Raw genomic sequence first — 23,231 nt, 5'->3', positions numbered from 1 at the left:
CCCAACACCCGTGAAAGTTCCTCTTCCGTCCCCCCTCGCCTCGATCGCCCGGTTGTTTCAACAGCCCAAGATGGCGGCTCTGCTGCTCTTGGGGTTTAGCTCGGGGTTGCCCTTGCTGTTAACCAGCCGTACCCTCCAGGCTTGGATGACGATGGAGCAGGTGAACCTGAGCGCGATCGGGGCCTTTAGCCTGGTGGGATTGCCTTACTCCCTCAAGTTTTTGTGGGCCCCCTTGCTCGATCGATTTGTGCCGCCGTTTTTTGGGCGACGGCGGGGTTGGTTGGCCCTCAGCCAAGGGGCGATCGCCCTGGCCCTGTTGGCATTAGGGTTGCAAAATCCCCAGCAGGGGCTACAGGGGGTGGCGATCGCGGCGGTGTTGGTGGCCCTGCTCAGCGCCACCCAGGACATTGCCGCCGATGCCTATCGCACAGATGTGTTGACTCCTCGGGAAATGGGAGCTGGAGCGGCCATCTTCGTGTTGGGCTATCGCGGGGCACTGCTCATTGCAGGCGGAGCAGCGCTGGTGCTGGCTGATCGCTTCACCTGGCCGGTCACCTACAGCATGATGGCGGTCTTGATGGCGGGCTGCATTCTGTTGAGTTGGCTGGCCCCAGAACCCACAGCCCCCCAACAACCACCCGCCAGCCTATCAGAGGCCGTTTGGTTACCTTTTAAGGATTTCCTCGATCGCTACCATTGGCAACGGGGCCTGGCCATTTTGGCCTTCATTGTGCTCTATCGCTTGGGCGATTCGATGGTGAACAATATGGCCCTGCCCTTTTTGTTGCAAACGGGCTTTAGCCAAACGGAAGTGGGCGCTATTCAAGGGGTGATGGGCTTGATTGCCACCATTGTCGGCTCCTTAACGGGCGGTGCAATTCTCAGCCAAATTGGCATTGGGCGATCGCTCTGGGTCTTTGGGGGATTACAAGCCCTGAGCAATGTTGCCTATTTAATTTTGGCTTGGGTGGGGAAAAATGCTACCGCCATGGTGTTAGCAATTAATGTGGAAAATTTCTGTGGTGGATTAGCAACAGCAGGATTTACGGCATTTTTGATGAGTCTTTGTAATGCTCGTTTTTCCGCCACCCAATATGCTTTGCTGTCCAGTTTGATGGCTGTGAGTCGTGATTTGTTTTCGGCTCCTTCCGGTGCTTTAGCCCAACAGTTGGGTTGGCCCGGCTTCTTTTTGCTCACGATCGGGGCGGCGCTGCCGGGGTTGGCATTGTTGCCCTGGTTTGCTCCTTGGCATCAATCGAATTCTCCATCGGGGCTTAACCAATAGAATGCAACCCCGGTCAACTCCAGCCTGAATGATTGGGCAGCCTTCTGCTAGGGCACGGTGCTGGCCAGGCGATCGACCAAATTCGCCACATAATCTAGCGCTTGGGAAATGGTTGCTGGGTCTTCCAAATCCACACCCACATAATGCTTGAGGGCGGCCATTTGGTTTTCGCTGCCCCCACTGGCCAGCAGTTGTAAATAGCCGGGTACAAAATCTCGGCCTCGCTGGCGATATTGTTGATAGCAAGCCAGGCTCACGATGTCCGAAGCGGCATATTGATAGCAGTAAAAGGGCTTGAAGAAAATGTGACCAATTCGGGCCCAGTCGTATTGGTGCTCTGGCAGAATTTCAACCGCATCGCCACACAAATCTCGGTAGAGACTATCCCAAACTTCATTCAAAAATTCAGCATCAAATCGCCCCTTTGCGGCTCGATCGTGCAGGGCCAATTCCAAGCGGCTGATGGTGGTTTGTCGGAAGAGCAAACTCAATTGATCTTCTAGCTGGCGCGTAATTAAACTGCGCTGCATATTCGGATCGGAATGGCGATCGAGCAAATAATCCAACAGCAGCAGTTCATTAAAGGTGGAAGCCACTTCCGCCAACACCAAAGGCGGATTGCTATTGAAATAGCGTTGATGATCGTCAATCCAGGCAAAGTGCAAGCCATGACCCATCTCATGGGCCAAGGTAAATAGAGAGCTGTAATCGTCGGTGTAGGACAAAAACAAATAGCTATGTTTGCCGTGGGTGTAGTTGCAAAATGCGCCGCCTCGTTTGCCCGGCCGCACGGCAGCATCAACCCAACGGTTTAGGAAAAACTCTTCGGCCCGGCGGGCATAGGTGGTGTCGAATTGTTCCAGGGCCGCCAGCAGGATTTGAATGCCTTCTGAGAACGGGAGCGGGGCGATCGGTTCAGTGCTCCAGGGAGCATAAACATCACAGGTGCGAATGGCGGCTCCGGTGGCTTTTGCTTTGATGCGGTAATAGTTTTGCCAAATTTCGGTGCGATCGCGCGTGCCATTCATCACGGCCCAAAACACCCCTTCGGGCACTTCGTCGCTAATTAACTGTTTTTCCAGGGTCGATCGATAGCCGCGCATTTGGTTTTCGAGCGCGTGATCCTGGGCGATCGTGCTCAGGATGTAGGCATAGAGGGTGTTGTGCTGTTGGCTGACGACTCGCACCGAGTGATAGGCCTGTTCGCGCACGGTGCGATCGCCCTGAAACAACAGAGCCGAAAGTTCGGCTTCCGTGGTGGCGGTTTTGCCATCGGCCGTGGTGACGGGGGTGTAGGTCTGTTCGCCCAAGTGGATCGATCGCAACTGAATAAAGGCCTGCCGCCCGGTCAGGCTGTCTCGGTTGCGCGTTTGTTCCACCACTTCCGGCAACCGAAACGGCGCAAATCGCCCCACGGATTCCAGGTAATGGGCATAGAGCCGCAGTTCTGGGGCCTGTCGCAACTCCGCCAAGTGGTCGGCACCCATGGCCTGAAGTTCCAAGTCAAAAAAGACCAGCTCGTTATTCACGGTGGTCAAGGCCGTTTGGATTCGATCGACCTCCCCTTGGGCGGTGGTGTCTCGGGTGTTGGCCGCAAAGGTGAGCGAGGGAAAGCTCCAAAGATAGCCCACCGCTTGGTAGATGCCTTCTAGCTCTTCCAAAGCCTGGGCCAACTCCTGCGCCGTCAGCAGGGCCACGCGATCGCGGTAGGTGATCCGAAAATTCTCTGCTCGATCGCTCACCCAGTGCAAATCAGCCTCATAGCGGGGATCATCAAATCCCGCGTATAAATCGGCTAAATTCCAGGTTAATGGGTCGTTTTTGTCGGTGGTTTGGGCCGTCCCGATCGCACTTGCTACCATAGCTCCAACCGATACTTTTTTGCTAACGGATGCTAACAAATGAATAAGTTGAGATGGTCTCTCAACCAAGGCGTATCAACCAATGCCCGTAGGAAGATCCCACGAGCACCATTGAGATCCCGATTCATTGATCGCCCATCAACCTTCGACTTGATGACCCGAGAGCCGCCAATCTTCACGATTTCACCTGTCCACGAAACGGTTTTAGAGGTGTAGGCTTCGTTGATGTCGGTCAAGGCAATCTTGCCCAACTCCCAAGCTTTCCACTCCAGATGTTTCTTGAACTGGTAATGCGATAGGGTCAACATCTGCCGCACGGTTTTTGACTTAATCTTTCGACGTGATTTGCTCACCATTTGAGAGGATTCAAAGCTGGGCAGCAAAATCACATCAAAGTTTTCAGTCAGGAACCGTGCGGTTTTGTGGTGAAGTTCTTTCACCAGGTGTCGCACCTTGGAACGCAGGCGATCGGCGGCTTTCTTGAAGCGGCGCTTCTGGGCTGATTGAGCCTTGGTAATTTTGGAAGTCAGGCGATCCAGCTTGAAGCACAGCTTTTGAATCAACAAGTTCGAGTCATTGCCAATCCATCCATAGGATGACTCAGCAAAGAAGGTCATGAATGTGCGCACACCGGGATCTAAGGCAACCACTCGCCCTTGGTTTTCGGACTGAATGGGTTGCACTTCTGTTGAGGTAATCAGGTAATACTCACCATAGGCAAGTGTCAACCGACCATCACTGAAGCCATCAGGAATTGATTCTTTTAGGGCTGCTTTTCCCAAGATGGTGTAATAGACACCGTTTTCACTGATGGCCGATTTGGGGATGTAGATCGTTTGTTGTCGATCTTTGCGACTACGGAAGCGACATTTGCGAATTTGTCCGTCTTTTTTGAAGCTTTTCTTGGCTTCTCGAACGGCAGTGCAAGCATCTTTGACCGCAATCTTTTTGATCTGATAGGGAACTGACTTAGCCCACTCCGGTAGCGCACCCAAGATGATGGGCGCAACTGCCATCCAATTGGCTTTGGTTCCCGGTTCCTGAAGATGTTTGATTGTGGTGTTGTAGACGTATCTCGAAACACCAAACCATTGCTTCAGGAGCGCTTTTTGATCAGGGGTTAGGAAGACTCGGATCTTCCTGGATCGCCTTGCGGTAGCTTCTGAGTCCGGGCATTCGACGAGAGAAGAGGTGAAGGATGGCGAGCAGATCCGCTGTGAGTTCGGATTCTGGGCAGTGAACAGATGGGTCGAGAACCATGAGTTCGCCACCGTTTTGTTGAACCATGAACTCGAACAACTCGAATCCGAATCGGCAGAGCCGATCGCGGCAGGCAACCACAATTTGGAGCTGATCGCCGCGCATGAGTCTGACCAGTAGGGATTGCAATCCTTTCCGCTTGAAGTTGAGACCTGATCCGATGTCTTGGATGATTTCGGCATCGGGGTAGCGATCGCGCATGAACTGGACTTGTCTTGCGAGATCGTCTCGTTGCTTGGCTGAACTGACGCGGCAGTAGCAAACGACAGTAGATCGAGTTGCCTTGCGTCCATATGACTCGACGTTATAAAGCCGCTGGCCCGCCTCGTTTCGGATGGTCTCGATCTTTCCTTCATCTGCGTACTTTCTTAGCGTATTTGGATGCAATCCCAGAAATTCGACCGCTTTTCTGAGAGGAATATATGCCATGGTTAAATATTGGCATACGTTAGCGAATGTTAGTAAATTAATTACTGTTGATCAACCTTCGCCTCAACCTTGGGTTCACGCAGCAATTTCAGACAGTCACATTCAATTCAAGCCGGTTCAATCAAGCCGGTTCGAGTGAGCCAGCTCGATCGATTTGGCTTGATCAAGTCGGTTCGATCGTAAAACAATCCAGGGTACAGGAGTTGAACCTGTCTGAGGCGAATTATGAGTTCGCTGCCTAAACCGCTCGGCCAACCCTGGAAAATGTCGGAGACTCAATGATCAGCGATAGGTTGTGGGGGCGGTCTATCGCTTTTGGAGAGTCGTGTGAGTTTACACTCGTCATTAATTTTGCCATTGGCCGCTAGTTTGGGCAATATTCTTGGATAGAGTTTGCATGGCTTGAGTGATCAGCCAGCCGCCATCTGTTCTGGATCTCTCAACCTCTCTCAAGTAATCTTCATCAACTGCCGTGAATCCCAGCGCTGGTTTGACCATTCTGTTGTTGTTGTTGATGGCGGGCACGGGCATCGCCAGCACCTCCTGGGGCTACAACCTCGGACGGGAGGCGCTGAAGGGCATTGTGCAGCCGGACTTTCGCCCCACGGCGGACTCCTCAGGACGAGGCGGCAAGCGACCGGAACCGGCTCCCCTAAAACTGCTGAATGAGCAACAGTTGCTGACCAAAACCAAGGCCATCACCCAAACGGCTCCCGTGGGCAATGCGCCGCCCAAGCCGGTGGATCCGGCCTTGACCCAAACTCAACCTCAGGCCAAGCCTTTGTCACAAACGGCGGTGGCTAAGTTACCCATTTCAGCCAAGGCGGAAGGCGTGACCCTGACGGTGGTGGGAGCCAGCCGGGTGGGCGATTCGTTGGTGCTGGAGTTGACGCTGCGCAATCAGGGCGATCGGGCGGTGCAGTTTCTCTATAGCTTTTTGGAAATGGCGGACGATCGGGGCGATCCCCTGAGTGCGATCGTGGAAGATTTGCCCAGTGAGCTACCGGCCGACGGAGCCACCGTTCGGGGCAAGGCGATCGTGCCGACGGTGTTGCTGGATGGCGTGAAGTCGTTGCAACTGTCTCTGACCGATTATCCCGATCAGCAATTACAGCTTCAAATTCAGGGCATTCCCGTGCGTTAGGGCCGATCGCCCTTGGCCACAGCTCCATCAGCCATTGATTTCAAGATCGGATTGATAGATTTGATTGAGAAATTCCTTTTGAAAAATCCCCGCCAGCAAGATGGCCGAGTCTTGGTTTCTGAATAGAACCCAGCGAAATTCCGCAAAATCCAGCAAACTTAACCAGGATCAAGCAAACTCAATCAAACTCAATTAAACGGAATCTAGTAGCGGTGGATAGTCAAGGCTGGACGTTGAGCTTGTGGGTGCTGCTGTTGCCCATCACGCTGAATGCGTTCTTTGTGGCGGCAGAGTTTTCCATGGTGGCTGTGCGGCGATCGCGCATTGATCAACTCGTTGCGGGTGGAGATCCAGCGGCTCGCAGCGTCCAGTATTTGCAACAACATGTCGATCGGTTGCTGTCCACAACCCAGTTGGGGATCACCCTGGCGGCCCTCACCCTGGGTTGGTTGGGTCAGTCGGTTTTGGCCGCGCCCCTGGTCAGCGGCGCAATTCACTACTGGCCCGCTGCGGCCGATCGCCCCTTGGTGCAGGCGGTGGCCGTGGGAACCGCGTTCCTGTTGGTGGCCTATCTGCAAATCGTGTTTGGGGAATTGGGCCCCAAGTCGATCGCCCTGCGCCATGCGGAACAGGTGGCCTTGGTGTTGGGGCCGCCCAGCGTCACGATTGGGCGATTTTTACAGCCGATCGTTTGGTTTTTGGAGCGCTCCACACGGTGGGTGTTGCGGGCCTTGGGGTTGCGGCCCAGCGATCGCCATTGGGCCAGCCCGATCGCCCTTTCGGAGTTGCAACAAATTGTTGGGAATTCTACAGAGTCCCCGGACTTGGAAGCCGATGAGCGCCGCCTGCTGCAAAATGTTCTGACCTTTCGAGCCGTGACGGCCCGGGATGTGATGATTCCCCGCACCCAGATGGTGGTGCTGGAGCAGTCGGATTCCGTGACGGACTTGCTGGCGGCCGTGGGCCAAACAGGCCACCTGCGTTACCCGGTGATGGGTGACTCGATCGATGACATTGTGGGGATGGTGCGGTTTAAAGATTTAGCCACGCCCCTGGCCGCTGGGGAATTGAGCCTGGATACGCCCCTGAGCGCTTGGATTCAGCCCGCCTGTTTTGTGCCGGAATTTGCCAATACGGCGGACTTGCTGCGATCGCTCCGGCGATCAGGACAACCCATGGCGATCGTGGTGGATGAATTTGGCAACACGGCGGGCTTGGTCACGCTCACCGATGTGGCGGAGGAAATTGTGGGGCCCCTGGCCGCCGACGACAGCTCGATCGAGGCGATCGACGAACAAACCGCCTGCGTGCCCGCCCAAATCACGATCGACGAGGTGAATGGCCGTCTGGGGCTAACCCTGCCGGAAGCCGACGATTACCAAACCTTGGCCGGGTTTGTGCTCTGCCACCTGCAACGAATTCCCCAAGTGGGCGAAAGCTTTCGTTACAACGGTTTGGAATTTGAAATTGAAGCGGCCAATGGGGCCCGACTCGATCGGATCCGCATTCGCCGCCTTCACTAGATCCTGACTAGATCCTTAAAAATCCTTCGTCAGCTCCTCAGATTCCCCACTGGAGAATCTTGAGGCCGTGACCCAAATCAGGCCCTAAACACCTACCAAATGGTGGTGATAGGCTGCCCCAAGGCCGGCCGCCATTTCAGCGGGGGTGATTTTGCCATCTCGGTTGGAATCTAGGGCATCAAAAACCGCATCGCTCCCAGCCCATTCTTCACGGGTAATGAAGCCATCCCCATCCAAGTCGTAGACATGGAAAATGTCATCGGCCGCATGGCTGAGGGCTTCTTGACCTTCCAGTTGAGCCAGACGATTTTTTAACAGCAACTCCAGAGATTCCAGCGCTTTCGAGAAGCCTTCAATCCCCTCCGTGAGCTTTTCGGAAGCCATTGGATCGTCTTGGTGCATTTGATCGAAAACTTCGCGATTCATCTCGATTTTTTCGATCGGCTCTGCACCGGCCAAGTCAGGACTCAGCTTGCGCACCAGCTCGCCCTGATTGCTTTCCAGCTCGTCCAAAAGGGCCGGCGAAATCGTCAGCAAATCACAACCGGCCAGTTCCACAATTTCGCCCATGTTGCGGAAACTCGCCCCCATCACCTCCGTTTTGTGGCCGAAGGTTTTGTAGTAGTTGTAAATCCGCGTGACGGACAACACACCGGGATCCTCTGGGGCTGGAAATGAATCACGACCGGTCTTTTTCTTGTACCAATCCAAAATTCGACCCACGAAGGGCGAAATGAGGGTCACGCCCGCCTCTGCACAGGCGATCGCCTGGTGCAACCCAAACAACAGGGTGAGATTACAGTGAATGCCTTCCTTTTCCAACACTTCGGCGGCGCGAATGCCTTCCCAAGTGGCGGCAATTTTGATCAAAATTCGATCGCGTGAAACACCGGCTTTTTCGTACTCCGAAATCAGATAGCGACCCTTGGCGATCGTTGCTTCCGTGTCATAGGACAGGCGCGCATCGACCTCCGTGGAGACCCGACCGGGAATAATTTGCAAAATCTTTTTACCAAAGGCCACCGCCAAGCGCTCAAAGGCCAGGGAAGCCACCTCCTCCGCGCTGGCTTGCTTGCCCTTTTCGGTGCGGGCCTCCAGCAGGGTTTGATCCACAATTTCCTGGTATTGCGGCATTTGGGCCGCGGCGGTGATCAATGAAGGGTTCGTTGTGGCATCGCGGGGCTTGAGTCGTTCGATCGCCTGAATGTCGCCGGTATCGGCCACCACGATCGTCATTGTGCGTAATTGTTCAAGCAAGGTCTGAGCCATGATCACTTCTCGCTGAGAGCGTTGCGAGTGTCCCGCCCTCTCGGTTGGGCCGGGAAATGTGCTTCCAGTGTGGCCGATCCCACCGGGAATGGTGACGCTCCCGATGAGAACTTCAACAAAATCACAGAAAAGTTCAAAGAGAGCGGGAGTTCCCGGTAAGTGTTCAATCAGCGATCGATAAGAAACCTCATCACTTGATCACAATTGCTTATCAGGCTCCCTGGCCTTCTCTAGAGTATTAGCAGGGCTGGTGGCTGCTTCCTGTATGCCGGCCCAAGGCGATGCAGGCGACATGACTGGACTAATCGCAACATCTCGGTTGTTGTTGGATGATCTGGCTCGACAAGGAGCGCGATCGGGCATCAGTGGCTACTTGCCAGACTACGTGCCCGCTCTGGCCAAGGCCAATCCGCAAGAGTTTGCGGCCGCCGTGCAGGCCGTGGATGGCCGCAGTTGGGATCGATCGCCCCCGGGGCGGCGGGTGGTGTTGATGAGTGTGATGAAACCCCTGCTGTTGTTTTATGCCCTTGCGCTTCTGGGCCCCGAGGTTGTGAGCGGCTTGGTGGGCTGTCAACCATCCGCCAAGGCCTATAACGACTTGGATCAACTGCTGGAAGATGCGGGCCATCCCCGCAATCCCATGCTCAACAGTGGGGCCCTGGCCCTGGCGGGGGCCCTGCCTGGAACCACCGCACGCGATCGGGTGCGGCGGTTCCAAGCTTGGTTATATCGGGAAACGGGCTGCCTCATGCCCGTGAATGAAACGGTGCTAGCTTCGGTGCAAAGCCTGCCCAACGGCCGCAATCGTGCTTTGGTGCAAACCTTGGTGGATTCTGGCCGGGTGGCAGAGCCGGAAATTGCCCTGGAGATTTACAACCGGCTTTGTTGCTTGGGGATCACGATGCCTGAGTTGGCGGCTTTGGGCTGTTGGTTTGCCAACCCGCCGTCCCAATGGGCTGAATTGGTGCAGCAAACCCTAGCGGCGATCGCTGTGGGGGGTCTCTACCAAGATTCGGAAACCTGGATGGCGCACGTGGGCTGGCCCACCAAGTCCGGCGTGAGCGGTGTGGTTTGGTCAATCCAGCCCGGCCAAGGATCGATCGCCTGTTACAGTCCTCTGCTGAATCCCCAAGGCCATTCGATTTTGGGGTTGGACTTTGTGGAAGGGGCTATTCGCTGGTTTTGATTTACCCTGAACCCAATAGCCTGAATTCAATCAATCACTTCAAATGATCAAATAATCACTTCAAATTCCGTTGAAAGGTTGTTGAAGGGTTGTTGATTGTCAAGGTTGTTGATTGTCAAGATTATTGATTGGGCAACGGTTCAGGAGGCAGACTCGGGGCGATCGGCTTGATTTTTGCGGCGACGACAGCGATCGGAGCAGTATTTCACTTCGTCCCAGCAGTCTGCCCATTTTTTGCGCCAGGTGAACGACAAACCACAAACGACACAAACTTTGGTGGGAAAGTCGGCTTTCTTGCGTTGTTTGGGCATGGAATCTTCAGGCGGATGGAGCGCACAATTCAACATTCAATTGGCGCAAGCATTCTAACGAATTTTCACCCCGAATTTTTGGCAGGTTCCCAAAGGCCTTTGGTCTCCAAGACCTCTGGCATCAAAGGCTTCTGGTATCAAAGGCCGCGGGCATCAGGCGAATTCTTGCCTCCGGCGGGAAACCAAAGGTGTCGATCGGCATCAATCTCGATTCGGCCTTGGGCTTGGAACAGTTGCAACAGCCGAGTCACGGTGACCCGGGTGGTTTGGGCGGCGCTGGCCAATTGCCGATGGGTGAGGCGCAAGTTCAAACGACGCGCTGAGCCAAGGGGCTGCCCAAATTCCCGATCGAGCAGTTGCAGCAATTGCCAAAGACGCTCATCGGCGCGCTTCAGGGTGAGCAAGGATTTCAAGTCGCTGGCCTGATCCAAACGGCGCAGGGCATGGAACAGCAGGTTACGGGCCAGGATCGGGGATCGTTGCACCTGGTCGATCGAGAGGGGCAACAGATCCGTGGGAGCCAAGGCCGAGGCCCGGTAAGGATTCACCGCGCTCAGAACCTGTCCAAAAAATGTCCCCGTGCTCGCAAAGCCCAAAATTGCTTCAGAGCCGTCCGGCAGCAGGGTTTCGAGGGCCACGGCCCCGCGATAGACAACCCAGAGGCGATCGGGCTGGAGGGGAATGGTTTGGTTGGTGCGAAAAGATTCGAGGTTTTGGCTGCGGTATTGGGCTTCGAGCAACCGGCGCAGTTCCAGGTCGGTGCTACTGGCCAGGGTCGATCGCATCATTTTTGGCATGGGAGGGGAAGCAGAGGGCGATGGAGTGCGATCCCAGGACGCAAATTGCGGGTGCTGAGTCTTGGGAGTTGGGACTTGAATGATCTGTGCTCGATGACTGCCAATTGAGATCGTATCAGTTTTTGATCAATTGACAGTAATTTTCAATAAGCGACAGCCAAATCATCGGCAAAACCCTATTGATTGCGAGGCTGGAGGTCTCAGCTTGTCAATAGCCTCTGCAATAACTGGGTCAAAACTGTAGTGCCCCACACCAACTCAGGCTAACGGCGACCGTTTAACCCCTTGCCAAGGGAATGTTAACGATCCATGAAGATTGCGCCGCAGCGCTTAGGGATGATCCCCTCTCTCTGAGGATGTCTGGGCAGCATCTTTCAGTATGGGCCAAGCATCAATTGCCGTGGGGGCAAGGGGCTTAAGCCCCTTGTCTGCGTCGATCGCTGGAGCTTACAGGGTGGCAATTTTGGCTTTTCAGACACTCTCTCAAGGCAGGCGGGCCAGTTCCGTTTGCAGGATTTGGCAGAGTTCCCGATGGTTGGGGCCGTTGCTGGCAATACGGCCGCCCCACTGGTTCAGATCGCCCGTGGCATAGCGCAGGGGTTGGCCGTCAAAGTGGGTGAACTGGCCGCCCGCTTCCGTCAAGATCAATTCCGGGGCCGCCATGTCCCAATCCTTGGGGGCCGATTTGCCCGAAAGGGAGAGGTACAAATCTGCTTTTTGCTCCACGATCGCGGCAATTTTGCCACCAACGCTGCCCACGGCGTGCTGATTTTGGCAGGGCAGGGCGGCCAGCAATTGGTTAAACCGCTGGTCTCGGTGCGATCGACTGACCACCACGGTCAGCTCCGACAGTTGGGCACAGGCCGACACCCGGGGCGATCGGGTTTGGCCAGCGCGATCGAACGCCACCGTTCCCGACCCTTTCACGGCCGCATACAACCGTTCCATCTCCGGACAAGCCACGATCGCCAGTTCCGGCCGTCCTTGGTAAACCAGCGCCAGGTGAATGGCATATTCGCCGGTTTTTTGAATAAAGTCCTTGGTTCCATCCAGGGGATCGATGATCCAAATCCAATCCCGATCGGCTGGAATGCCTTCTGATTTATAGGTTTCTTCGCTGAGGTAGCCAAACTCGGCGTTCCCCAATTCCTGCTGCAAATGACTGAGGATGGTTTGATTGGCGGCCAGGTCGGCGGCCGTGACGGGCCCGTCGCCTTGGTCTTCAATCGCCAACTGATCGCCTCGGTAATAGGCCCGCAGCACGTCGCTGGCGGCCCAGGCGGCTTGACGGGCGATCGCGCACAAATCCTCAAGGGGTCGCATGGTGGCTTAAATGCAGGATGGGAGCCTTGATGGTATCAGTTGATTAGGTTCTTGGGGGATTAGGTTCTTGGGGGACTAAAATTCAGGTAGCTTCCGGGCGATCGGGTAACTCGGGTTAACTGTCGATCGATTCCAAATTCAAACACCCAGTCGGCAGCCCCGGCGGCTAGCAACGGATCAACAAATAGCTTCGGGTGCAAAGCTTTCCAAAAGTAATCCACAAAATCAGAAATTTCCGCCTCACTCAGCCCCTGCCCTCCGGCGGCAATTCGATCGCGCTCGGCTTGCTGTCGCCACTGTTTTGAAAAGTGGTAATCGGTGGGTTTCAAAATCAAAAGCCGATCGCACCATTCCCAAAGGGGTAAATAGTCCCGCAATCGTTGATTGCAATCCTGGGCAAAGGCGCGATCGGCTTCCGAAAAAATGGGTGCTGGCCAATCAACAAGGGTTGTGAAATCAATTGGCTTCACGCCCACAAACCACCCTTCAAACAACACAATATCGACCGGCTGAATCATCTCCGCCGCCACGCGATCGCCCTGTCCCCCATGGCAGGATTTATCGAATCGCGGAATGGCTATGGTAGAAGACTGGGGCGATCGTAAGGCCCGCAACGTTTCTAGCCCCAGATCAACATCATGGGTTCCCGGCGGCCCCCGCCAAATGAGCCGAGGATCCTGTGCTTGCAACCGTTGCCGATCGGCATAGGTTTTGTAGAGGTCATCGATCGACCAACTGAGGGTTCGCCACCCCAACAGCTCCAAAGCCACCGCCATCGCTTCACAAAGGGTGGTCTTTCCTGCGCCCTGCACACCCAAAATTCCCAACACGATCGGGCGATCGCTCTGGGCGCGTAATTGCCCTAACTCCAAGGCCAGAGGCCACCAAGCTTGCTCAATCATGGCCCGATTGCTGGGGTGATTAAGCAAAAAGGCCAAGCGCGATCGCTGGCCCAAGGCGACATAAAATGCTTCAAAATTCGGCATGAATTCCCAATGAATTCCCAATGAATTCCCAAGTGTTTAGGGGCGGTTTGTTCGCAAGCAAACAGTAGACCTCTTGCATCAATCAATACCCTCACCCTAAATCCCTCTCCCAAGTCGGGAGAGGGACTTGAAAAGCAACAACGAAATCGCCGTTATTCTCGATTTCTGGCTCCCCTTCGCCCGCCTTGGGAGAAGGGGTTGGGGGATGAGGGCTGTTAGCTGATTCGCGCAAGAGGTCTAGTTGATAACAGCCCCTAAGCAACCAACATTGTTTCTAGGGTGTGTTGATTCCAAAGGTCACGATATAGCCCCGGACGCGAGAGCAATTCATCGTGGGTTCCCATATCCACAATGGAGCCTTGATCCATTACTAAAATCCGATCGGCAGTGGCGGCGGCGGACATTTGATGGGAAATAAAAATCACGGTTTTCTTAGCGGTTCCGTCCGTCAGATTGCGCAAAATTTCTGTGGCGGTTTTGTTATCCACGCTCGATAGGGCATCATCCAAAATCAAAATTGGGGAACTGATCAACAGGGCGCGGGCCAGGGCGGTGCGCTGGCGTTGGCCGCCGGAAAGGGTGATGCCCCGTTCGCCCACCACCGTTTCGTATTGCTGGGGGAAGGTGAGGATTTCGTTGCGAATTTGGCTGGTGTCGGCGGCGGCTTCCACGGCCCCCAGGTCGATCGCGGGATTGCCGTAGCGAATGTTATTGGCGATCGAGGTGCTGAACAGAAAACTATCTTGGGGCACATAGGCGATCGCCCCGCGCAGGTCTTGGATTCGCAGTTGGGTAATGTCAATTCCATCCAGCCACAGTTGCCCCGGCTTCAGATCCAGCAGGCGCGGCAGAGCATTGGCCAACGTGGATTTGCCGCAACCCACGGGGCCCACGATCGCCACCATTTCCCCCGGTTTAATCTCGAAGTTCAGATCGTTCAAGGCCAGCCGATCGCTCCCCGGATAGCCGTAGCTGAGGTGGGTGGCTTTGAGGTGGCCCACCACTTGCTCCAGCGGCAGGGCGATCGATTCGCTGTTGTCGATAATCTTCGGTTCCGTTTGCAAAATTGCTTCCACACGATTGATGCTGACTTCGCCCCGTTGATAGGTGCTGATCGTGAAACCCAAAAGCGCCGTGGGGAAAACCAATCGCTCCACATAAATCAGCAGCGCCACAAAATTCCCGATCGACAATTCCCCTTGGGCGATCGCATCGGAACCAAACCACAACAGCACCAGCAAGCTGACACTCGCCAGCCCGCCCAGCAATGGAAACAGCACGCTGCGAGTCTTGGCAAAACTCAAATTCACCCGCAGCAACTGATCATTAACCCGCCGAAAAGCTTGCCGCTCATTTTCCTCTTGGGCATAGATTTTGATCGGAGAAATGCCGCTCATATCCTCTTGAATGAGGTCGCTCATTTCCGAGAGCCGTTCTTGTACTTCCAACTGTTGGGTTCGCAACTGATTGGCAAACAACTGCACCAACACCAACATCAAGGGATAAACCAACAGAGCCAACAGCGTTAACCGCACGTTGATGCTGAGCATAATGGGCAGGGTTAACGCATAGGCAAATAGGGTATTGGCCAAGCTTAAAACGGCGAACCCCATTAACCGACGAATGTTGTCCACGTCGCTGGTGGTGCGGTTAATGAGATCTCCGGCCGTGTTCACCGCAAAATAGGCCGGCTCCAGGGTCAATAGATGTTGAAAAATGCGTTGTTTCAGGTCAAATTCCACCTGACGACCCACCCCAAACACCAGCACCCGCGACACCATCCGAATCACCCACATCACCGAGGCCAAAACCATCACGGTCACGGCAAAGGCAAAGACGCGATCGAACGAAAAGCTCGCTTGCAATTCATCAATTCCATTCCGAATCAGCAGGGGAATATAAACCCCCAACACATTCACCAGCAGTAATGTGCCAATCCCGATCGAGGTTTTTTTCCAATAGGGTCGTAAATAATTGCCTAAAATTTTCAGGTTCGATCGATTGGAGCCAGCCATAAATTAGACCATCCTGGTATAGGAATTCTTTGGAGGAATTTGTTGAACCAATCAGCTTCGCCCGCAAATTGTCCCCCAGGTTTTCACCTCGGAGTTTTGGTTCTTTTTGGGCCTTGATTCTTGAATCTTGAGCCTTGAATCTTGAGCTTTGAATTTTGAGCCTTGAGCCTTAGAGGCCGTTTGAACAGCCAAAATTGCTACTCAGTAAACCCTAGCGATCGACACAAACAAGGGGCTTAAGCCCCTTGCCCCCACAACTATCGGTGCTTGACCTATCGGTGCTTGACCCGTGCCACAAGATGCTTGTTAGACACCCTCTTAGGTTTTCAGAATCCTGTGCTTTAGTCTTGAGTTGAGCGCCGTTGGTTCAGAGTCTTAATTTAAGGCCGTTTCCGCTTCTCCTGCGCCGGGCCCATCAAAGGATTCACCCAAATAAATCGCCCGAATATCCGGTGGCAAGGCTGATTCCAAGGCGCGGTAACTTTGGCGCAACTTGGCCCGAACAGCGGCCGGCGACAAGGATTCCCCTTCCGCTTGCAAATAGGCGGCGATCCGTGGCTCGCTCCAATGCAGGGTTTGGGCCATCAACACCATCAGACGTGCCGTGGGATCTTGCCGATCGAGCGCCGATTGCAGGTAGCACCAAAGGGGCGGCGGGGCGGCCGTCAAGGAATAGTGAATGGATTCCACAGGGGGCAATTCCGCCTGATTCACCATCAAAGCGGTCATGTTAATGAGCCAGTTTTGCAAGGTAAATTCATCAGCGCGATCGATGCGAGTTGCCCGGGCCCGCTCCAAATCTAAAGTGGGTAATTCGCGAAAAATTCGGAACCAAATTTGGGCAAATAAATAATCCGCCTGGGCATCAGACGGAGCAGAATGTTGTACCAGGGAATAGACGATCGGGCTATAGCGACAAAACAAGGCTACAAAATAGCGGCCGGAGTCGGGATAGCGTTTAAATAAGTCCAATAATTCTGAATCACTGTATTGATTGAGTGATTGAACGATCGGATGGCGACATTCATGAAAACTGGGTGCATCCATGGGCAATCAAGCAATATCCGTTGCAGTGGCAAAATTCGGCCAAGAGGCTTCATCCCCTCGTTGGGATTAGGCATAGGCACTGGCCGAAACCATCAGCCTACCTTCGGGGGCTAATCATCCCCCAAGGAAGCCACATCATGCAGGGCATCTTCCATCTGCATTCGCTGTTCCATTTGCCGTAAAAAATAGCCCGTCATCATGGCCGAGGCCAACAATCCGGCCAGGTTTTCTCGATCGGTCACGATTTGGATGCTGAAATGTTCACCGGGCAAGGAACCGACCAAGCCTTGAACATTTTGGGAAACAATTTGCTTCACATCAGGGGTCACCGCCCGGGCCACGCGGGCCAACACTTCCGGCGATTGACGCTGGAGGTATTGCAGCAGCGGATTGACGCGATCGTCATTCGATGCGTCATCAAACCAGTCAGCCGTTTCGGGGTTAAAAACCATAGCGTCGATTCAGTCGGAAGGACGATCGGACTCTTGGAGAATCCTACAGAAATGCTGGTTAGCGTTCTGGTTGGCGTTAACGATGTTGTTGAGTTCACCTGCAACCTTATGCAACAACGATCTGCCGCACATTGCAACGGTTGGTGATTCAAGAATTACCCAGAACGGGACTGGAAAGGTGCAAAGGGCAGTTGAGGGGACGGTGAATGAATTTGCACGCATTCCCGATCGAGTGGGATAGCACCAACGGAAGCACAAATAGAAGCACTAACGGAAATTAACGAACATTGCTCAACAATCTGGCCCTATTGTGACATTTTTGTTCAAGTCTGCAACGGAAGTTGATGGGCGGTGATTTTTCTTGCCGAATCCTTTTCCCACTGATCCTAAGTTGAGGATGCCCGGTTCAGGTGTCGATCGAGCAGGCGATCGAGCCAGTGCAACAAGCCCAACACCAGTCCCACACTCAACACGGGCCAAATCCAGAATCCCCGGGCGATCGCTGGGGTGGCATCCAGGGCCAACCCACCCAACGGCGGCCCCACCGCATAGCCCACGGCCCAACAGAGGGAATTAATCGAAAGGTAAGTGCCGCGCAGGGATTCCGGAGCCAAATCCACCACCAGGGCCGAGCCAGAGGGCGTATAGGCCACCATGGCCAGGGACAACAGGGCCAAGGCCCCGATCGCCCCGGCCAAGGCCCAGGCTCCGGGCTGGATCCACCAAACGGCGACAAAGCCCGCCCCAAATAGCCCAGCAGCGATCGCCAGCGATCGGGCATGGCCATAGGGGCGCAGCAGCCGGGACATGGGCAGTTGGGTCACGGCGGCCAAAATAATATGCCCCGAGAACAGCACGCCAATTTGCGCGGGAGCCAAGCCCACAATCCGTTTGAGATAAAGGGGCAAGGTGGCTTCCACCTGGGCCAAATAGGTGGTGAACAAAATATTAGCAATCACAAACAGGCCGAGGAGTCGATCGCTCAGGGTTTTGCGCCAGCCGGCCCAATGGCCGATCGCCGTTTGGACTGCGGGCCGGCGATCGGGAACCAGGGCCACCACCGCCACCGCAAACAGCACAAAAGACAGGGCATCGCCCAAAAACAGCAACCGATAGAGACCCGTTTGGCCCACCAGCAATCCCCCGATCGCCGTGCCCAAGCCCAACCCCACCACATCCGCCAGTCGCGTGACCGCAAAGGCTTCCCGCCGATGCTCTTCCGGGGTAAAGTCCGCCACCAACGCTTCCATAGCCGGCCAATATAGCCCCACGCCCAAGCCCATCAGCAGATTGCCCACAATCAGCAACGGAAACCCCGCCGCAAACCCCAACACCCCATCCCCCAGGGCCGAAGCCACCGCCGACAACAGCAACACATTGCGTCGGCCCACCCGGGGCGAATCAGACCAAGAACCGCTGGCCACCCGGCCCAGCACCCCCGACAACTGACCCAACCCCAGTGCCGTGCCCACGGCGGTGGCCGACAGACCCACCTGTTCCACAAAGTAGATTGCTCCGTAGAACATGACCAAGCCAGTGCCCAGGTGCAGCAAAACGCGCCCCAGGGTCAAAATCCAAACCACGCCGGACAAGGGGGGTAACCATTGTTGGCCAGTGGATTGAGTTGTGACTTGATTTGTGGATTGAACTGTGGCTTGAATCGTGGATTGGACTGTGGAACGGAGCGATCGGCCTTTGGGAAACAGCCACTGTTTCAGTCGTTTTTTGGTGTGACGCAACGCGGCCATGAACAAACCCCACCCCGCAAGGATTTAATCGACCGTTTCCGAAACCGGGAAACGATCGAGCAGGGCCCGCGCTTCGCTGGCCCGATCCTTCAAGTCTCCCGCCAAATAGGGCACATGAATCACCTGGGAGAGCAAATCCAGCGTTCGGCGCACCATCCGCACCACATCCCCATCATCCAAGCTGGTGCGGGCCGACAAGTCCGACCATTCCGCCCCCAAGGCCCACTGCTCCACCAAACCGATCAGCTCGTCTTCCAGCAAAATCGGCAACATTACCCGATAGCGCCGCTGAATCTTGAACAGTTCCCGCCGCTGATCGCTCAGATCTTCCAGGGTGGCCAACACGCCATCCGTGGGGAGTGCGTCCGTCCAAGTGTCCGGGCGGGGTTCTTCAATCAGCAGGGCAGCACAGGCAGCGGCCAGTTGCGGCGGCTCCAGGCGATCGAACTCGCCAGACATCAGAGCCAACCCCAACCACAGTTCATTTTCTCCGCGCAACGTGGCGATCGCCTGGCCCAATTCCGTGGGCTTGTGGTTTTCGTCCAAACACTCGAAATATTGCAGGATTTCAATCAAATTCACGAACTCCTGCCAATAGCGCTCAGACATGCGCCCCAACTGGCCGCGTTTTTCCGCCAGGGTGGCCGCCAACGCATCCAAGTTGTGCAACGCCTTGAACAGGTACTTGCGATTAGTCCATTGGGAAACGGGATGTTCTTCCAACTGGGCCGCCACCGCTTCCACCCGTTCTCGCTGCTCAATCACTTCCGGCGCATCCTCCGGATCGGGCAGCACAGGAATTCGATGGATGATGGCCAGGGTTTCTTCGTCGCCGGCCAGGTGCTGGCCGGGTCGCAGGGGCAAAGCCACCGGGGGTTCCAGGCGATCGACCGCTGAAATGCGCGGAAATTCACCGTAAAGGCCCGCCACATCCTCGGTTTTCACCACATGCCAAGCATTGTCAATCCCCAAACAAACCAGATAGGGGAATCGCCCGGAGCCAGCCACCTTCAGCACCAACACCGCTGGCAAAGGTTCCTTCACCGGCATTGACGGCCCCTTGAGGGCCAGGACAGTCCCCGCCACGGCAAATTGCAAAGCGGGAGCCAAGTCCTTGCCGCGCACCACCTCCGCTTGTTCTTGCAAGGTTCGCAGCAACCGTTCTTCGGCCTTGAGGCGCTGATTGAGCTTTTCGTACTGGGCCACTTGGGCCAAGTCCACCTCGGCTGTTTGGGCCTGCAGTTGCTCCAGCTCGGTCGCCAGTTCCTCCACTTCCTCTTGGTAGGGAATCAGATGAATGGTGGAGAGATATTGGCCAAAGCTGCGTTCCACCAGGCTGCGTGCTTCCTCTAGGGAGTGGGTTTGCAGCAGGTTCAGCACCATGCCATAGGTGGGGGTGAACTGGCTAACGAGGGGATCCGGTTGGGAGGTGGCCAGGTGGGCCGCTTCCTTGGCTCCTTCGAAGGGCGTTTGCAGGGTGACCACATAGCCCTGAATGTCTTTGCCCCGGCGACCGGCTCGGCCAGCCATTTGCAAAAACTCGGAGGCGTTTAACAGGCGATGTCCCCGATCAGTTCGCTTAGACAGGCTGGAAATGACCGTGGTGCGGGCGGGCATGTTGATGCCAGCGGCCAGGGTTTCCGTGGCAAACACCACCTTAATCAGGCCGTCTTGGAACAGTTCTTCAACGAGGCTTTTCCAGGCGGGCAAAATTCCCGCATGGTGAGCGGCAATCCCCCGATAGAGGGCGGCCAGTTGGCCATCGCGGGCCGCGCCGGGATTTTTGACCAAAAAACTATCGATGCGGGTTTTCAGCAGCGCGGCTTCGCGATCGGACACCAAGGAGAGGCCGGCCGCATTGGCCACGGCTCGATCGCACCCTCGGCGGCTAAAAATGAAATAAATGGCCGGGAGCATGTCCCGCTGCTGGAGTTGGGCCAGCACAAAGGCAATATCCGGCGTTTCGGCCCGCAGATCCCGCTTCACCTGGTCACGGGGCTTGCGACGGTTGCGGCGCTCCGACTTGAACTGAGGATGCAGCCGTTTGCCTTCGTCATCCAGCAGTGGAAACAGTCCTTTGTAGTTGCCAAAGCTGAACCGCAAGGGCACTGGGCGGAAGTCAGAATAAATTAACTCTGTGGGCCCATGGACATAATTCAGCCAATCCGTGAGCTGTTGGCTGTTGGCCACGGTGGCCGACAGGGCCACCAGTTGAATTTCAAAGGGGCAATAGATGATCGACTCTTCCCAAACGGTTCCCCGCTGGGAGTCGTTCATGTAGTGACATTCATCGAGCACCACCGTTTGCACATCGGTCATGGAAGTGCCGATTTGCCCGATCGGGGTGCCATAGAGCATGTTGCGAAAAATCTCCGTGGTCATCACCACCACAGGGGCATCGCGGTTAATAGACACATCCCCGGTCAATAACCCCGCTCGATCTTCGCCAAACTGCTCTTTAAAGTCGCGGAATTTCTGATTGGAAAGGGCCTTGAGGGGCGTGGTGTAAAACACCCGTTTGCCTTGGCTGAGGGCGCGATAGATCGCATATTCACCCACCAGGGTTTTGCCGGAACCGGTGGGGGCACAAACCACCACGGACTTGTTGGCATTCAACGCCTCGATCGCTTCCAATTGAAAGCGATCGAGGTCAAAGGCAAAAACATCGGCAGGAGGCGGCCCTTGAGCGATCGAAACTGAGCCGGCCTGGGGCGAAATGGGGGAAACAGTCACGCGCGGCAGTTACTCAAACGGGGTGAAGGGGCGATCGACCCTAACCTGTTGGATGGGTGATGCACAGGCTAGAACCGTCTTCAATAGTAGAGCGAATTGGAAAACCCGTGCCACCACGCCCCCATCCCCCAACCGGCTCCACGGTCATTCCTAGGCGGGTACTTCCGCCACCAACTTGTGGCCACTGAGGGCAGACTTGCGGCTGTCAAAGAGCTTGCCCAGCCCTTCCGTCACGTCCGCCACAATCTTTTGGGGACATTCCGCAATGAAGGCCTCGGCGGATAGTTCACCGGCAAAGAAGGCCTTGCCCCGATCGCGCAGTCGTGACATTTCGTCATAGCCCATGGCCTTCACCATGTAGGTCGTGAGGGGCGAGTTTTTGATGTCGTAGTCAAAATCCTGCAACCGGCCCACTTCCACCAGGGTCAACACCTCCTCTTCAATGGTGTTGCGGGGGTAATAGACATGATCCAGCGCGGGCAAAAAGTCCGCCAAGGAGGAAACATTGAACCCTTCGCTTGGCATTTCACCCATCAACATTGACAGGGGAATATCCTTGCCAAAGCGCATGGATAGGGCTTCTAGAAAGGCGATCGTAAATAATTTTGTGCCCAGATAAAGGCGACCAATTTCCAAGTTGCTGCGGGCCTGTTCCACCAGAGCATTAAAGGTGGCATCATCTGGCTCATCGCGAAACTGGTGAAAAATGCGCTCCGGTTGCAGGGAATTCATGAAGCCTTCCATTTTTTGGAGGGCAACTCGGTATTGATAGACCGTGTAGGAGGTGGAAAACTTCAGATTGTGGTTGGTTTCCGGCAACAGGCTCCAGGTGTTGTCCAAGAACCGAGCGGCGCTGGGGTTGGCAAAGCTGCCCACATCCCGATTGGCCAAGCGCACCGATCGCTTGACGGTTTTTTCAATTAACGCCTCATCTAGCCCCAAATCATATTTTTCATTGACCGAGTTCAGGCGCTGATACAGAACATCACAGTTACTGAACCCCTCGGCACTCTTGGGCCGAAATGGAATTGTTCCCTCAATGCAGGCGGTGATTTGGGCAATCAGGGCAGCGGGGGCATAGTCTTCTAAAATTTTGCCGGCGGCCAGGGCACTGAGATACTCATTCATCCCGGCATAGGGAGAGAGGGTTTGCCCCGGTTCAAAGCCAAAAATATCGGTGACCAACGCAAAGGTTTGGTCTTTTTCCAAGAGTTCAGATTGATCGCGAATAATTAAAGCTTCGCCCTCTTCGCGCACAAAGGGGGTGATGAAGTAGCTGAGGTTGAAGTTAACGCTGCGATCGACCTGGACATAAACCAAGTCATGGAACAGGGCCGAGAGCACCTCGATCGGGTCTTCATGGCCCCCCACTTCAAAGATGTGCTCCGGCGTGTGGAAATAGCGCCACGGGCCGGTCATGGTTTGCACGATCGTGGCGGCAATCTTATCGAGCGGGGCCCGATCAATCGACAGCCCCGATGCCTGAGTCGCCCACACAAGCTTCTCAAGGCATTCTTCTCGATCGCGTTCTCGGCTCATCGCGTTGCCCCCGATAGGTTTGCCTGATGGTGATTAGACAGCCTCCCCACCGTTGGCGGTTGGGAATCTCAATGTCTAGGTTGGTTGAGGTTGAATCTTCCGAATCTTAACCGACATTCTGAGCGAGGCGGTCGGAATCATCACTTTTGAGCTGTTTGGCTCCCCGCCCAGCGGTCTGGCTCTGTCCGATGAGCTAAACACCAGTCAATGGCATCCAGTCAATGGCATCTAGCGACATTCCTCTCAATGGCATTTATAGCGCATGGGATAGGGTCTAGGCGTGATTTTTGACACCAGTACCCATGAGGTCGATCGGTCAGAA

General features: G+C 55.2%; 18 protein-coding genes and 1 tRNA gene. 4 read left to right on the top strand and 15 right to left on the bottom strand.

What is annotated here, in order from left to right:
• Positions 1-10: 10 nt before the first annotated feature.
• Positions 11-1,285: an AmpG family muropeptide MFS transporter gene (locus ACZA91_RS15575; RefSeq protein ID WP_463183252.1), complete on the top strand. Its 1,275-nt coding sequence runs from the start codon at positions 11-13 to the stop codon at positions 1,283-1,285.
• Between the two features lie 47 nt (positions 1,286-1,332).
• Here ACZA91_RS15575 and ACZA91_RS15570 read toward each other — a convergent pair whose 3' ends face one another.
• From ACZA91_RS15570 to ACZA91_RS15555, 4 genes are all read right to left on the bottom strand, one after another.
• Positions 1,333-3,147 (bottom strand): M3 family oligoendopeptidase, encoded by a 1,815-nt coding sequence (locus ACZA91_RS15570; protein ID WP_463183250.1) that lies wholly within the window; start codon positions 3,145-3,147, stop codon positions 1,333-1,335.
• Positions 3,148-3,179: 32 nt separating this feature from the next.
• Positions 3,180-4,358: an RNA-guided endonuclease InsQ/TnpB family protein gene (locus ACZA91_RS15565; protein WP_463186455.1), complete on the bottom strand. Its 1,179-nt coding sequence runs from the start codon at positions 4,356-4,358 to the stop codon at positions 3,180-3,182.
• Entirely contained in the window at positions 4,261-4,836 is a 576-nt protein-coding gene (locus ACZA91_RS15560) for an IS607 family transposase (protein ID WP_463183248.1), read from the bottom strand. The genes ACZA91_RS15565 and ACZA91_RS15560 overlap by 98 nt, the downstream gene beginning before the upstream one ends.
• Before the next feature lie 188 nt (positions 4,837-5,024).
• Positions 5,025-5,097 (bottom strand) — tRNA-Ile (locus ACZA91_RS15555).
• A 211-nt stretch (positions 5,098-5,308) separates the two neighbouring features.
• Between ACZA91_RS15555 and ACZA91_RS15550 the strand changes: the two genes are divergently transcribed.
• Positions 5,309-5,980, top strand: a complete 672-nt coding sequence (locus tag ACZA91_RS15550) for a hypothetical protein (protein WP_463183247.1) — start codon at positions 5,309-5,311, stop codon at positions 5,978-5,980.
• Between the two features lie 212 nt (positions 5,981-6,192).
• Entirely contained in the window at positions 6,193-7,503 is a 1,311-nt protein-coding gene (locus ACZA91_RS15545) for a hemolysin family protein (protein WP_099534137.1), read from the top strand.
• A gap of 84 nt (positions 7,504-7,587) precedes the next feature.
• On the opposite strand, the gene ACZA91_RS15540 is transcribed toward ACZA91_RS15545, so the two are convergent.
• The gene (locus ACZA91_RS15540) at positions 7,588-8,772 is read right to left on the bottom strand and encodes a transaldolase (RefSeq protein ID WP_099534136.1); all 1,185 of its coding nucleotides are present in this window, start codon (positions 8,770-8,772) and stop codon (positions 7,588-7,590) included.
• A gap of 292 nt (positions 8,773-9,064) precedes the next feature.
• Between ACZA91_RS15540 and ACZA91_RS15535 the strand changes: the two genes are divergently transcribed.
• Positions 9,065-9,958, top strand: a complete 894-nt coding sequence (locus ACZA91_RS15535) for a glutaminase (RefSeq protein WP_158234477.1) — start codon at positions 9,065-9,067, stop codon at positions 9,956-9,958.
• A 140-nt stretch (positions 9,959-10,098) separates the two neighbouring features.
• Here ACZA91_RS15535 and ACZA91_RS15530 read toward each other — a convergent pair whose 3' ends face one another.
• From ACZA91_RS15530 to ACZA91_RS15485, 10 genes are all read right to left on the bottom strand, one after another.
• The gene (locus tag ACZA91_RS15530) at positions 10,099-10,269 is read right to left on the bottom strand and encodes a DUF2256 domain-containing protein (protein WP_099534134.1); all 171 of its coding nucleotides are present in this window, start codon (positions 10,267-10,269) and stop codon (positions 10,099-10,101) included.
• A 137-nt stretch (positions 10,270-10,406) separates the two neighbouring features.
• A complete protein-coding gene (locus ACZA91_RS15525; RefSeq protein ID WP_463183245.1) occupies positions 10,407-11,066 on the bottom strand; it encodes a Crp/Fnr family transcriptional regulator in 660 nt (219 codons plus the stop codon).
• A gap of 483 nt (positions 11,067-11,549) precedes the next feature.
• The gene (locus ACZA91_RS15520) at positions 11,550-12,389 is read right to left on the bottom strand and encodes a 3'(2'),5'-bisphosphate nucleotidase CysQ family protein (RefSeq protein WP_463183244.1); all 840 of its coding nucleotides are present in this window, start codon (positions 12,387-12,389) and stop codon (positions 11,550-11,552) included.
• A gap of 59 nt (positions 12,390-12,448) precedes the next feature.
• Complete coding sequence (locus ACZA91_RS15515) at positions 12,449-13,375, bottom strand: glycerate kinase (RefSeq protein WP_463183242.1); 927 nt, start codon at positions 13,373-13,375, stop codon at positions 12,449-12,451.
• Between the two features lie 254 nt (positions 13,376-13,629).
• Positions 13,630-15,390: an ABC transporter ATP-binding protein gene (locus ACZA91_RS15510; RefSeq protein WP_463183241.1), complete on the bottom strand. Its 1,761-nt coding sequence runs from the start codon at positions 15,388-15,390 to the stop codon at positions 13,630-13,632.
• Between the two features lie 375 nt (positions 15,391-15,765).
• Entirely contained in the window at positions 15,766-16,437 is a 672-nt protein-coding gene (locus ACZA91_RS15505; protein ID WP_099534129.1) for an RNA polymerase subunit sigma-70, read from the bottom strand.
• A gap of 110 nt (positions 16,438-16,547) precedes the next feature.
• Complete coding sequence (locus ACZA91_RS15500) at positions 16,548-16,889, bottom strand: DUF760 domain-containing protein (protein WP_099534128.1); 342 nt, start codon at positions 16,887-16,889, stop codon at positions 16,548-16,550.
• 386 nt (positions 16,890-17,275) lie between these two features.
• A complete protein-coding gene (locus ACZA91_RS15495) occupies positions 17,276-18,637 on the bottom strand; it encodes an MDR family MFS transporter (protein ID WP_463183239.1) in 1,362 nt (453 codons plus the stop codon).
• Between the two features lie 24 nt (positions 18,638-18,661).
• Positions 18,662-21,370 (bottom strand): DEAD/DEAH box helicase, encoded by a 2,709-nt coding sequence (locus tag ACZA91_RS15490; protein WP_463183237.1) that lies wholly within the window; start codon positions 21,368-21,370, stop codon positions 18,662-18,664.
• A 150-nt stretch (positions 21,371-21,520) separates the two neighbouring features.
• Positions 21,521-22,909, bottom strand: coding sequence for a hypothetical protein (locus ACZA91_RS15485; RefSeq protein ID WP_099534125.1), 1,389 nt, complete (start codon positions 22,907-22,909; stop codon positions 21,521-21,523).
• Positions 22,910-23,231 lie beyond the last annotated feature (322 nt).

The organism is Limnothrix sp. CMB-01, from assembly GCF_055193175.1.
This window is presented reverse-complemented; position numbering and strand designations above follow the sequence as displayed.